We start from the raw sequence: 13,707 nt of genomic DNA, 5'->3' as shown, positions 1-13,707 counted from the left end.
AGTTGATTTTAAATTTGCGATTGTAAAGCTTAGAGTACAAGCAAATAATTCTATAAATATACCATTGAATCATTTTTCAACGAGTGAAGGAATTAATCTAGGTAATGTAGATACATATATTAAAGCTCTCGAAGAAAAATCATTATTTTTAGGAAAACAAAATGTATGGTATGAAATTTTATCGAATGAGAATTCTACAATGGTGAATATATTTGTACCAATTAAAGATAAAAATGCAAAAGAAATTATTTTAACGAATGATTTAGGAACGGAAGAAATAAAATTAAATGTATCTAATTCAAAGGGTACTGCAGCAATGTTACAATATCAAGCTGATGATATTATTACGGATGGTAAGACATATCAAATGACAGTATCAAGCGCATATCCAATTACTGGAGATACGATGTACCAAAATGGACAAGAATATTTATTACCATCAACAGTAGAGGTATATGCATTTACTATAGAAGCTGTATCTTTGTGGGGTGATAAAATTCAAGTTGAAGAAGCTAAATATGTTCCAGAAAATTCTAAGGAAACTTTTGTGGCATTAGATAGTTCAATTCAGTCAATGAAATATTCCAATATTATTGGAAAAGAAATTAATGAAAAAGACAGTGGCGATTTATTCTTTGTGGCATATAGTCCAGTAGAAAGCCCAGTTACCTATAAAGGTGTATTACAATTAAAAGTAAAAGGTTCAGATAATTGGATTACAATTAATGTTAATTTAAATTAGTGGAGGATGGATAGAATGGTAAATAGAATAATTAAACTACTTTTGAGTATATCGATGATTGCAGTTTCATTTACAATACTAGACACTCCAGTGTTTAACTTTGTGACAGAAACTCAAGCAGATATGACTTCTACATCATGTGGTAACAATTATGAAGTTGCGATTGCGAATGCAGGGGGGTCATTTACAAGCAAAGGTTGTTACAATGATTTTGGCTCTGCCCAAAATGCAATGAAGGGTCTTGGTGATAATGCGGTAGTTCGTCATAGTTCAAGTAAAAGCCCAATGAAAATTGTATCTATGGTTAGTGGTATTGCAGTGACTTATCCAATGCGTTCAGGTAGTAGTACAATGAATATTACGCAAGATCACTCGAGCTCAAATAAAAAAGTTACGTATGTTACTAAGCATCGTGAAATGAAATACTTTGAGACTAGAAATTATAACGGTAGTGGTAATGGAACAATCTCTGTCAATATTACAGGATTTACTGGAACTGCGGATTTAATGAATGTTGATTTAGTGCCGTATGTAATGTTAGGAAATGATACCACTGTTTTATTAGGTGGAAATGATACCTCAGGTAAAAATGAACAGCCATTTTGGACACATGTATATCAATCACATTATGAAGTTAGACAAAATGGAAATAATAAAGAATTAACATTTTATGCATATAGTGGTTGGTCAAATGACAATTGGCCAGAAGTTTATACAATGACTGTTGGATTAGCAGCAGATTGGATGGTACCTGGAACTAGATACTATAGCTATGATGGATATAACTTTTATTCAGATAATAAATGTACTAATAAAGTAGGTACTTACTACAATTATTATCAATTTTTACCAACAAGAACAAAATCAAATATTTCAGCAAGTGTATTTGATAACTTCTTAGTGTCGGTGAAAGGCAGTGGTACTAATAGCAAGATGAAAGGACAAGGACAAACTTTCATTAATGCACAAAATACATATGGTATGAATGCTTTACTTGTTTATTCGTTAGCGTGTCTAGAATCTGCGTATGGTACTAGTACATTTGCATTAGAAAGAAATAATTTATTTGGCTGGAATGCTTTCGATAGTGACCCTGGAAGTGCTTCATATTTCTCTTCAGTAGAAGCTGCAATAAATGAACACATGGGAATTAATCTTCGTGGATATACAGATATAAATGATTTTAGATTTTTTGGAAGTCATGTAGGAAATAAAGGCTCTGGATTTAATGTAAAGTATGCAGCTGATCCATATTGGGGATATAAGATTGCGGCAATCGCTTATAGTATAGACAAAGCATCAGGATTTGCAGATTTAAATAAATATTCTGTAGGTGTTATTAATACATATGGAGTTAATGTTCTTAAGTCACCGAATGGAGCAGTATTGTTCAATTCTAAATATGGTGAAACTTACCAAGAAAACTTTACAGTGGCTGTTCTAGCAAATGAGTCAAACCATTACAAGATTCAATCAACTAACCCTGTTGCGAGTGGTAACATTATTACTACTTCAACTAAAGGATTAGTATCTTATGATTGGAACCAAAGTATTGGATATATTCCAACCGGATATGTAACAATGCTCGGTGGTAGTGCACCATCAGTGGAAGGGACAGTACCAACAGGGGATCCAGTAAAAACAATTAGTAAAATTGTAATTAGTGGTACTGATTTAATAATAGAGGGGTCTGCTTATCGTCCGGGAATTTATATTACTAATGATAATAAGATAACTCAAACATTGAGAATGTATAACAGATTTTTTGAAACCACAGATATTACAATGACTACTACAACTGCAGATAAGGACAAAGCTTCCTTTACTGGAAAGATAAGTTTACCTTCGCTTACAGAAGGGAAATATTATTTTGATGTAATAAGTAATTATTCTAAATATACAGATTATAATCAAACATTTAATGTAATTGGAACAGGATTAACTTTACCAGCAAAAGCAGAAATAGAAGGTAAAATTTATGAGTTTACTTTGGATGGTAGTGTTGTATTTGTGAATGTATCAAATTCACAAGTCGCTCCACAACCTACTCCAACGCCAACACCAACACCAACGCCGATTCCTACAAGTGAGATTAATCAATATGTTACTTCTGCTAAAGTTAATGGTAATATTTTAACAGTAGAAGGCACTGCATTTATCACATTAATGGATGCAACAAGTGAGAGTTCAATTACTCATATATTGAATTTGGTTGACTTAAATAATCGTTCTAACAAAATACAATTCCCTGCCATTACTAAAACTTCGACGGAAACAATCGACTTACTTGATGGTTATAAATATGAAAAAATAAGTTATTCTTCTGAAGTTGATTTATCTACAATTGTGCCAGGAAACTATTACTTGGAAATAAATATCAAGAATGGCGAGACTAGTAAGACAGGTATTATTTATTCGAATCTTAAATCTATAGATACACCTGCCATAGATATTAATGGATATAAGACAAGACTATTTAGAAATCCAAACAGTAATTACCGTCTTGAAATCACTTCTGAAAAACAAGATATTGATATAAGTGTAATAAAGAAACCAACAACTAGAGGATCGGTAGTAGGTATTGATAAATTGGAAATTAATCAAGATAATTTAACTTTTGAGGGATTTGGTTTTCTATATAATACATATATGAATGCTGAGAATGACCCAAAATTCAACTTAATTCTAATTGATGAAAGTGGTAAAAGAACTTCGTATGCCGCCACAACAAAAGCGTGTACAAGTGATTTAGCTGCTGAACGTGGTTCGATGTTTACAATTAAGAATGCATGTTTTAGTTTAGAACAAAGTTTATCTGAAGTTCCAGAAGGAACATACCGAATGTACTTGGATATTGAAACCAAGGAATATCGTGATATCTTTGAAATCTATAATGCAAGATATACTAATAGAAGTTTTGATTCAAATACAAGAACATATTTACTAAATAAATCAAATGTGCGTTCTAGAATTGAATTAACAATAGCAACTAAATAAATAATAAAAGGTCACTGAGATATTTCTCTCAGTGACCTTTATCTATTCATTTAAAATGTATAAGATATTAATTATATTAATAGTTATGATTTGAAAATATAAATGGGAGTTTAAAATAAAATGTACTATACATTTTTGTATAATACATCTCATTAATTTATAGGTGAATTACATACTTATTTTTACTTATTTTGATACCCAAATTTTAATTGTTATTTGTGTACTAAATGATGTATCAGCTCCATTTGGTTCAGGATTGATTTCTGCTACTCCATTAGAATTATCTGGATTGTCAATTTCACCAGTTAATTGAACAAAATTCAAATTTTTAAATCCTGCACTGTTATATCTGGTTGTCAAAGCAGAAGTTATTTGTGAATATGATTGTCCATCATAAATAGCTAAATTGAAAATTGGAAGAGGTCCTGATGTTACTGCAACTGCTTTACATGTATTGGTAGCGGAATCATATTCTTGACCACTTGGACAAACACAATTAGGGTATGTACCACTTGCTCCAACTGGACAAGTTTTCTTATTTTTTCCATTTGACAATGTTACAGTAATTGCTGATCCTTCTGCAACATTACTTCCTGCCTTTAGAGATTGATCTAAAACAGTATCTACATCTTTGTCACTATCTGCATATTTGAGTGTTACATTTAAACCGTCAACAGTACATGAATTCATATTGCATGGCTTTTTATTCAGTCCTACATAATCTGGTACACTAATACTCTTACCAAGGGATAGGCTACAGCTTACAACTTTATTTGAGTATGAGCAACCGTAAATTGTTCCACTAGTAATTGAATTATTAAATGCTTCAGTGTATTTAATTGAGATTCCAGCACCTTTTCCGTTTTCAGTAGAAATGAAACTATCAGCTTGTGCTTTGGTTTTTCCGTTATAATCACTATCTCTGTAAGCGTATGAGCCTATAGAAAGAACATAATTTATTGAAGTTCCTACTGTTTTTGTTCCAGTATCATTTGATATTATACTGCCATTAGCAATACTATCACTATATTTAGAAGTAGCTGAACCAACTTTCATTTTATATGTATTAACAATTTCTGTTTTAAATGTACTTTCAGGTTTTCCGGCATAACTAGGAACATTTTTTGATTCTGTTCTAGCAACATCGATATATACGGTTGTACCAGTATCAACTGAAGTTGAACCACTTACAACTTTATTGTTAATTGTTTGTTTGACTATAGTACCGGGAGTTGCTGTGCTATCAACTTCATTAGCAACAATCTTGATATTTGCTGATTTTTTATTTAATCCATCAATATAAGTTTGGAAACTGGCTTTTGATTTATTAGTGTAGTTATCAATACTTGGTTTTCCAATTGATATGTTAACAGTCATTGTGCTACCAGTTGCGATTGTACCAGAATTTGGTTTGTTTGAAACAACGGTACCATTTGCAATCTTATTGTCGTAAGCTTCAACATAAGAAATTTTAATTCCATTTTCTTTTGCCCAAGCATCAACATCTTTCTTTGTTTTTCCATCAAATTTTACTGCGGTTGTACCTTTACCTGTTGAAATGGTAACGGTAACTTTTCCACCAGTTTTTGTTGTCTCTCCAGCTTTTGGTGTTTGTGAAATTACTTTATCTTTGGCTATTTTATCACTAGCCTCAGTTTTGAAAGTAATACTCATGTTGTTTGTTTTACCCCAAGCTTGAATATTAGCCTTTGTATAATCGGCAAAGTCAGGCATTGTGATTTCAACACCAACTGATTCAGTTCCAACAGATATAGAAATAAGTATCATATCATTACGATGAGCTTCACTAGCAGTTAGATTACTTTTTATAAAATAGTCTTTCTTAACTTTTTGATCAGGGATATATTCATAAGTAACATCAGTAAATTTATTATCTGTGAACCATTGATGTATTTCCTCATACTTCATATCCTTAAAATCAGGAATTGTTACAACTAATGTTGGATCATAACCATTAGATAGGATGATATTTAAGACTTCATCTTTTTTAAGTTTTTCGCCAGCTAGAATACTTTGAGAAAGTACCATATCTTTTTCGGTAGTTTCATTATATTCATATGTAAATGTAACATCCTCAACGGTTAAATCATTTTCTAAAATCCAAGCATCTACATCAACTTTACTTTTATTGGAAAAATCGGGTATTTCTATCTTTTTGGCAGGGAATAAAAACACTATAGCTACGATAGCAGCTGTAAGTAATATCAGTGTTCCTGCAGTAATCATTAATGCTATTGTTTTCTTATCTTTGAAGTTAATATTCATAGTTCCACCTCGTCTCAATTATATCATAGTTGAACTTTTTTAAAACCATAAGATGTCTTAATATGGTATGATAGTAAAGTTGAAAAGGAGTAAAAAGATGGAACATTTAATACAACCTATTGCTGAAGAACTGAAGATAGGCGTTGAACAAATAAAGAATACGTTAAAGCTTCTTGAAGAAGGAAGTACTGTACCTTTTATTGCGCGTTATCGTAAAGAAATGACAAAGGGTTTGGATGAGGAACAAATTCTGTATATTCAAACTCAATATGATTATCAAGTTAATTTAGAGAAAAGAAAAGAAGATGTCTTACGTTTAATTGAAACACAAGGCAAGCTTACTGAAGAAATTAAAAAAGAAGTTTTGGAGTGCACAAAGCTGTCACAAGTAGATGATATTTACCGTCCGTATCAACAAAAGCGAAAGACACGTGCTACGGATGCAATTGCAAAGGGTTTAGAGCCACTTGCAGATTGGATTATGAAATGTCCAAGACAAGGTAATATTGAAGAAGAAGCACAAAAATATCTCAATGATAAAGTTGCTAGTATTGAAGATGCTTTACAGGGCGCTAAGGATATTGTTGCTGAACGAGTGAGCGATAACGCCAAGTTACGTTGGAAAGTTCAAGATTCAATTCTACGTTATGGGAAGATTATTACAAAAGAAAAGAAGAAACACGGTGATGAAAACAAAGTATATAAAATGTACTATGATTTTACAGATCGAGTAGGGTATATTGCTAGTCATCGTATTATGGCAATAGACCGTGCTGAAAAAGAGAAAGTAATTACTGTTTCATTAGATTATGATCAAGGTTACTTAACAAAGTATGCGATACGTGGAATTACCCGTGATAAAGAAACTATTTGCCAATCATTAATTGAAGAGGCAGCAGCAGATGGCTGTAAACGATTATTGTTTCCAAGCGTAGTACGTGAAATAAGAAATGAATTAAGTACAAAAGCACAAAATCAATCAATTGAAATATTCTCGATGAATGTTGAAAAATTATTGATGCAACCACCTCTTGTTGGAAAAATGGTTTTGGGATTTGACCCAGCATTTAGAACAGGGTGTAAGCTTGCAGTGCTCGATAATACAGGTAAATTATTAAAAATATCAGTTATTTATCCACATGCACCGGTAAACAAGAAAGAAGAAGCAGAAAAAACATTGTTAGCATTGTTTAAAGAATTCCCAATTGAAATTGTAGCGATTGGTAATGGAACAGCTTCCCGTGAATCTGAAAGTTTTGTAGCGGATGTAATAAGTAGAAATAAATTGAATGTACAATATACATTAGTAAGTGAAGCCGGAGCATCTGTGTATAGCGCAAGTGAATTAGCACGTGCGGAGTTCCCTGATTTACATGTTGAGCAACGTTCTGCTGTATCAATTGGTAGAAGAATATTAGATCCTCTATCAGAACTAATTAAAATTGATCCTAAAAGTATTGGAGTTGGACAATATCAACATGATTTACCACAAAAACAGTTAACAGAACATTTAGATTTCGCAATTTTGAAATCAGTAAATAGAGTAGGTGTTGATATCAATACAGCTAGCCAAGAATTATTAATGCATATCTCAGGATTAAATAAATCAAGTGCGAAAGCAATTGTAGACTATCGTAACAATCATGGACGTTTTGCCTCTCGTGAAGAAATAAAAGAAGTTAAGAAAATGGGAGATAAAACATTCCAACAATGTGCTGGTTTCTTACGTGTACATGGTGGGGAAAATCAGTTTGACCAAACTGGAATACATCCTGAAAGTTATTCAGTTGCACAAAATGTTATGAAAAAGTACAATATAAGTGGATTAGGACAAGCTGAAAATTTAGCAATTGATTTTGAAAGTACAGCGAAAGAATTAGGTGTTGATGAATATACACTTAAAGACATCATTGATGCAATTCAATCACCATTAAGAGATTATCGTGAACGATACGATGGACCACTATTACGTAAGGATGTTTTGGAACTTGAAGACTTACATGTTGGTGATGAACTTGAAGGTGTGGTAAGAAATGTAGTAGACTTCGGAGCATTTGTTGATATCGGATTGCATGAAGATGGATTAATTCACATTTCAAAAATGAGTAAAGATAGAATTAGTCATCCTAGTGAATTACTTTCTGTTGGTGATATTGTTAAGGTATGGGTAAGTGCCATTGATAATGAAAGACAAAAAGTACAGCTAAGCTTAATCGAACTTTAAATAAAGAGAGGGATCATGATGAATAAAAAATATGAACCACATAAGTCTTCAATTTTAGGACTTGAAGCAAATGTTGTAAGTTTATTGATTTACCTTATACCATTTTTAATTGGAGTATTTTCTTATGGTGGAATTTGGGGTAACTTTACATGGATAATTCCGCTTCTTGCACTAATTTTCGAAAAGGACAGTAAACTTGTTAAATTCCATGGGTGGCAAGCTTTGTTGATGACACTTTTTTATGGAGCTATTGGAACAGTAACAACTATTGTTGGAGTTTCAACTTCATTTGCAGGTATGTTTGCTGGTAGTGCAGGAGCTGTTGTTTCTGGAGCTGCCATTGTATTGATTGTTGGGATTATTTCTATCATCTTTGCAATCTTGGAAATTATAGCTGCAGTTAAAGCGTACGGTTGGGTTTCTTACCGTCTACCAATTGTTGGTAAATGGGCAAGTAATTTAAGTCACGAAAACGAATAAAAATAAAAAGAAGTTTTATCTACATTGTGATAAAGCTTCTTTTTTTGTTATTTATTAAGTTTGCGCATTTTTGAGAATGCAACAATGTGAAGACCGGCAAATCCAACAGCGGCACAAGCTAATGCTAGATTCATAATCATCATAACATTGTTTAATTTCATTTCAATTCCGTTTAAAACTAACAATATTGCGAATATTACATATAACACAGCTGATAAAAGCACTTTATTTGTTTGACCAGAATTTACAATTTGATCAATAAATGTAACATTCTTATAAGGCTTGAAGTTTGTAATTTGGACTAATGAAGGTAAGAATTTTTTACGATAGCGAAATTCTAGAAAAGCAGCTAGTATGATACCAGCACCAATACAAACGATTGGTTCAGCAAGAAAATTCATAGCCAAGATAACACCAATTATTACAAATAGGAATCTATTTTTGTAAGTGTTAAATGATTTTTCGTCCTTCTCCTGAATTAAGTATCCAACCCCAGTATTTTTATTATAGAGTATGTTTCTACCTTTTTCATCTTGATAAATATTTCTTCCAGAAATGCTTATTTTTTTATTCTTTGTAGTCATTACAAGTCCTCCGTACTTTACTATCATACTTTAAAAAGTAAGAATTGAAAAGGGTTAGATGCTTGCTTTTCCGCGACAATAGGTTTGTTCAACATCATAGTTATCTTTTAGGACAACAATGTCAGCATCATATCCTGCACAAATTTTTGCTTTGTGGTCATCAATTTTTAATAAACGGGCTGGATTTAATGTACAAGCATTAAGTGCTGCATCAAATGGTACTTGAGCATCTTCTACTAAAATTCGTAGTCCTTGGTTTATGCGCAGTGTACTACCTGCAAGTCCTTTTGTAGCTGTTAAATGAGCGCTTCCGTCAGGATAGATTTCGATTTCATTTCCACCAAAGATAAACTTGCTTCCAACTGGAGATCCTTTAGCCATTAAAGCGTCAGATACCATGATTGTATAGTCACGTCCTTTAGTTTGGAATAAGATATTTAAGGCAGCTGGTGTAGAATGATTGCCATCACAAATAACTTCTCCAAATACATCTCTAAATCTAAATGCGGCACCAACTAAGCCATTGTTACGATGATTAAATGGTGTCATACCATTATAAATATGAGTCATTGATTTTGCACCATTAGCAACAGCCATAAGTGCTTGATCATATGTAGCTGCACTATGTCCAATTGTTACCACAACTCCAGTATCAGAACAGTAACGTGTTAATTCGAAATTTTCATCAGTTTCTGTTGCAAGTGTAATTAATTTAATTAAACCATTTGCAGCTTTTTGATATTGTTTGAATTGTTCAACAGTTCCTGGAACAATATATTGTTCAGGTTGAGCACCTTTGTAAGTCATATCTAAATATGGACCTTCAAAATGAATACCCAAAATTTCAGCTCCTTCGTTTCCTTCGCTATGTACTTTAGCTACATTTGCTACAGCATCAGTTAATATTTCATTACTTTGTGTAATTGTAGTTGGACAAAGACCTGTAACACCCTCAGAAGGGATATTTTTAAGCCAGTTTCTCAATCCTTCTTCTTCAGCATCATTAGTATCGAATCCATAAGCACCATGGCAGTGGATATCAATAAAACCTGGAACTATGCGGTCAGTACCATAATCCTTATCAACATTTTTTTCTCCATAAGGATATACGGCTTTAATTTTTTTATCTTCAATTTCAATTTGAGCTGGGATAAATTGGCCTGAAACCCATACTCTTTTACTTTGTAGTATCATGATTGATCCTCCCTTGTATGTATTAATTATATTTTAGACTATAAAGAAAGTCTATGTTTATACTTTTTAACAATGAAATTATATGTTTCAACTAAATTATTGTACTTTAGGTTAGAGTTGCTATAATAAAATCATAAGAAGGTAGGAGGAAAATTTATGACAATTTTTGGATTTACAGCAGATGAACTAAAGGCAAAAACAGCAACATTTACAGCTACAGAAATTCATCAACAACCTGAAACTTGGGTTAAAACAATTAACCAAGTAAAAGCAATGAAGGAAGATATTAAGAAATTTTTAAGTCAAGTAACTAGCCAAGCTGATTACGATATTATTTTAACTGGAGCAGGAACAAGTGAGTTTGTAGGTAATGCACTATTCTCTTATCTTAATAAATGTACAAATTATAAAATCAAATCATATGGTACAACAGATATTACTGCAACTCCTGAAAACTATGTATCAAGTGTAAAGCCTACATTATTGATTAGTTTTGGACGTTCAGGTAATTCTCCAGAATCAATTGGAGCAGTAGATGCAGCAGAAGCAGTTACAAAAAATATTTATCATTTATTTGTAACATGTAATAAAAATGGTGCTTTATCAAAACGTGCTGAAGGAAAGAGCAATTGCTTAGCAATCAATCTTACTGATGAAACACATGACCAATCTTTTGCAATGACTTCATCATTTACAAATATGTATTTAGCTACGTTATTGAGTTTCAATTTAGATAACTTAGATGAAACAGCAAAAGAAGTTGAAGCAATTATCGCAAATGTAACTAAAATGGTTGATCATGACTTCACTGTTTGCCAAGATGTAGTGAAAGCTTATGACTTCAATCGTATCGTTTATCTTGGAAGTAATACTTTAAAAGGAATTGCTCAAGAATCAGCATTAAAAATGCTAGAATTGACTGCCGGTAAAGTGGTTACAATGTTTGATACACCACTAGGATTTAGACATGGACCTAAATCAATTATCAATGATGAGACATTAACTGTTATCTATTTAAGTGATAATGCCTATACTCGTCAATATGAAATTGACCTTATTAAAGAGATGAGTGGACAACGTAAAGGTAACAAAATCTTTGCGGTTTGCAATACACCAAGTGAAGAAGTTGAAAAATTAGTTGATTTCTATTATTGCTATGAGGCAACTTCTCATGATAATATTTTCTTAGGATTAGAATATATCGTTGTTGCACAACTAATTGCATTGTTTAAATCAATAGCATATGATATTACACCAGACAATCCATGTCCAAGTGGAGAAGTTAATCGTGTAGTAAAGGGTGTAACTTTATACCCATATTCTAAATAGGAGGAATAAAGATGATTGGTATTGTTATTACAGGACACGGAAATTTTGGTTCAGGGATTACTAGCTCAGTTAAGTTGATTGCAGGTATGCCTGAAAAATATGAAGTTGTAGACTTTGTACAAGAAGACTCTGTAGAAGATTTAGAGTCAAAACTAAATAAAGCTATCGACAATTTAAAAGATTGTGATGGAATTATTATGTTCACTGACTTAGTGGGTGGATCTCCATTTAAAACATCTGTTGAAATCTCTATGAAAAGAGATGAAAAGATTATTGTTCTTGGAGGAACTAACTTAGGTATGGTTATTGAAACTTCAATGGCTAGAGGATTTATGGAAGATGCTGAAGCATTAGCAGACATGGCTGTAAATACTGGTAAAGACCAAGTTATTAAATACACATATACTGAACGTAGCGAAGAAACATTAGAAGGCGACGGAATTTAGTAATTAAAACTCAAGCAAATTTTGCTTGAGTTTTTTAGTCATAAATTTTCTTTGCGTAATCACTAGGTGTAATGTTATATCGATGAGTAAATTTTCTAGAAAAATAATGGATTGAATTAAAACCAAGCATAGATGATATTTCACTAATTGTATATTCCGATTTTTTAATCAATACTTTACTTTTCGCAAGCTTAGCTTCATTAATATATTGTTTTGGGGCAATTTTCAGATTGTCTCTAAATAAATTTTGTAAGCTAGATCGACTAATTGAGAAACGATCACAGATGTCATCAACTGGAAGAGGTTCAAGTATTTTTTCATTAATGTATGCAAGAATTTCTTCTAATAATTCATTTTCAAAATGTTGATGAATAGGGGTAGCAGGTTTTGTGATATGTTCTTCCAAATCATATTGTAGTAAATGAAGAAGTAATTCTTGTAAATAAGAAAGCATGAGATCCTTACTGTAAGGTAGTGGAGATGTGGTTTCTTTTACAAATTTATCTAGGATTTGATAATACTCACGAGGACAGTGGAAGACACGATTAATAATATTCGCATAATCTTGCAAGTTAGATTCAAATATAATTGTGAGATAACTACATGGCTCATTGGATTTGATTTCTTGGTTGTGGTATTGATTCGGTCCGTAGACAAGCAAATCATAATTTTTTAATGTAAATTCCACTCCCTCAACATTTGTTTCAAGTGTACCTGAATCAACAAAGGTAATTTCAAAATAGCCGTGGCTTTCACCGGGGAAAATATATCCAGGAGATTTTACCATGTAATAATATGCACAAATTTCACTTACCATAAATTTAGGGCAAATTGGTTCATAAGAAATATTTCTTTGTAAATCAAGTGATTTTTTCTTTGTGCTTGGATACGTATAAAAATTAAGCATAGATAAAGAAGTGAGTGTAATGAAAGAAAAATACTCACCTTTATTTATTTTGAAATTACGATGAATTACAAATAGTTGTGGCTCGACAGTTAAATCTTGATTGCCGATAACGACAATCGCCATACCTTCAACAACTTCGATATAAACGCTTGTATCATAGGAATACAGCATATTTACTTCTTTATTTGTAATTTTGTATTTCTTCTTTTTTAATTTTTTGTTTGTTTTAAAAGAGTCTGTAATTTTTCCATACTTTAAGAAGTATGCACTAGTAGTTTTGTTATACATAGTATCACCCACATAAAGTATACATGAAATTTTCACAATTTCATCACATTTTGATTATTAGTTTTAAAAATAGTACTAAAAAGTGCAAACGCAATATTGAAAATTATAAAACAATTTTTCGACAATTAGACTATAATGAAACTATAGAAAGCGTTTACTTCTTGGGAAGGGGATAGATGCATTCTTAAAATGAAGGGGAGGATGAAAATGCCAAACATTTTATTAACAAG

At 32.0% G+C, this 13,707-nt stretch carries 10 protein-coding genes; 6 read left to right on the top strand and 4 right to left on the bottom strand.

From position 1 onward, the window contains the following. Together RSB60_RS07995 and RSB60_RS07990 are read left to right on the top strand one after the other, a co-directional pair. Positions 1-742: hypothetical protein (locus RSB60_RS07995; RefSeq protein ID WP_332615637.1), on the top strand; the 742-nt coding region annotated here is incomplete at its 5' end. Positions 743-757: 15 nt separating this feature from the next. Further along, positions 758-3,739, top strand: a complete 2,982-nt coding sequence (locus RSB60_RS07990) for an N-acetylglucosaminidase (RefSeq protein WP_332615635.1) — start codon at positions 758-760, stop codon at positions 3,737-3,739. Positions 3,740-3,925: 186 nt separating this feature from the next. Here the strand turns inward: RSB60_RS07990 and RSB60_RS07985 are convergent, their stop codons facing one another. Further along, complete coding sequence (locus RSB60_RS07985) at positions 3,926-6,025, bottom strand: PASTA domain-containing protein (RefSeq protein WP_332615633.1); 2,100 nt, start codon at positions 6,023-6,025, stop codon at positions 3,926-3,928. Positions 6,026-6,122: 97 nt separating this feature from the next. Here RSB60_RS07985 and RSB60_RS07980 point away from each other — a divergent pair, with 97 nt between their 5' ends. Beyond that, positions 6,123-8,249, top strand: coding sequence for a Tex family protein (locus tag RSB60_RS07980; protein WP_332615631.1), 2,127 nt, complete (start codon positions 6,123-6,125; stop codon positions 8,247-8,249). A 15-nt stretch (positions 8,250-8,264) separates the two neighbouring features. Next, positions 8,265-8,729 carry a DUF4870 domain-containing protein gene (locus RSB60_RS07975; protein WP_323380285.1) on the top strand — a complete coding sequence of 155 codons (465 nt, stop codon included), beginning with the start codon at positions 8,265-8,267 and terminating at the stop codon, positions 8,727-8,729. A 47-nt stretch (positions 8,730-8,776) separates the two neighbouring features. Here RSB60_RS07975 and RSB60_RS07970 read toward each other — a convergent pair whose 3' ends face one another. Together RSB60_RS07970 and nagA are read right to left on the bottom strand one after the other, a co-directional pair. After that, on the bottom strand, positions 8,777-9,313 hold the full coding sequence (locus RSB60_RS07970) for a hypothetical protein (RefSeq protein ID WP_323380286.1): 537 nt from the start codon (positions 9,311-9,313) through the stop codon (positions 8,777-8,779). Between the two features lie 54 nt (positions 9,314-9,367). Further along, a complete protein-coding gene (gene nagA, locus RSB60_RS07965; protein WP_332475026.1) occupies positions 9,368-10,507 on the bottom strand; it encodes an N-acetylglucosamine-6-phosphate deacetylase in 1,140 nt (379 codons plus the stop codon). Between the two features lie 156 nt (positions 10,508-10,663). Here nagA and RSB60_RS07960 point away from each other — a divergent pair, with 156 nt between their 5' ends. Further along, on the top strand, positions 10,664-11,836 hold the full coding sequence (locus tag RSB60_RS07960; protein ID WP_323380288.1) for an SIS domain-containing protein: 1,173 nt from the start codon (positions 10,664-10,666) through the stop codon (positions 11,834-11,836). A gap of 11 nt (positions 11,837-11,847) precedes the next feature. Beyond that, positions 11,848-12,282 (top strand): PTS galactosamine/N-acetylgalactosamine transporter subunit IIA, encoded by a 435-nt coding sequence (agaF, locus tag RSB60_RS07955; RefSeq protein WP_323380289.1) that lies wholly within the window; start codon positions 11,848-11,850, stop codon positions 12,280-12,282. Positions 12,283-12,316: 34 nt separating this feature from the next. Here agaF and RSB60_RS07950 read toward each other — a convergent pair whose 3' ends face one another. Next, positions 12,317-13,477, bottom strand: a complete 1,161-nt coding sequence (locus tag RSB60_RS07950) for an AraC family transcriptional regulator (protein WP_323380290.1) — start codon at positions 13,475-13,477, stop codon at positions 12,317-12,319. Positions 13,478-13,707 lie beyond the last annotated feature (230 nt).

Source organism: Anaerorhabdus sp. (genome assembly GCF_036657415.1).
GTDB lineage: Bacteria > Bacillota_I > Bacilli_A > Erysipelotrichales > Erysipelotrichaceae > Anaerorhabdus.
The sequence above is the reverse complement of the archived record's forward strand: the minus strand, read 5'-3'. Positions and strand labels throughout refer to the sequence as shown.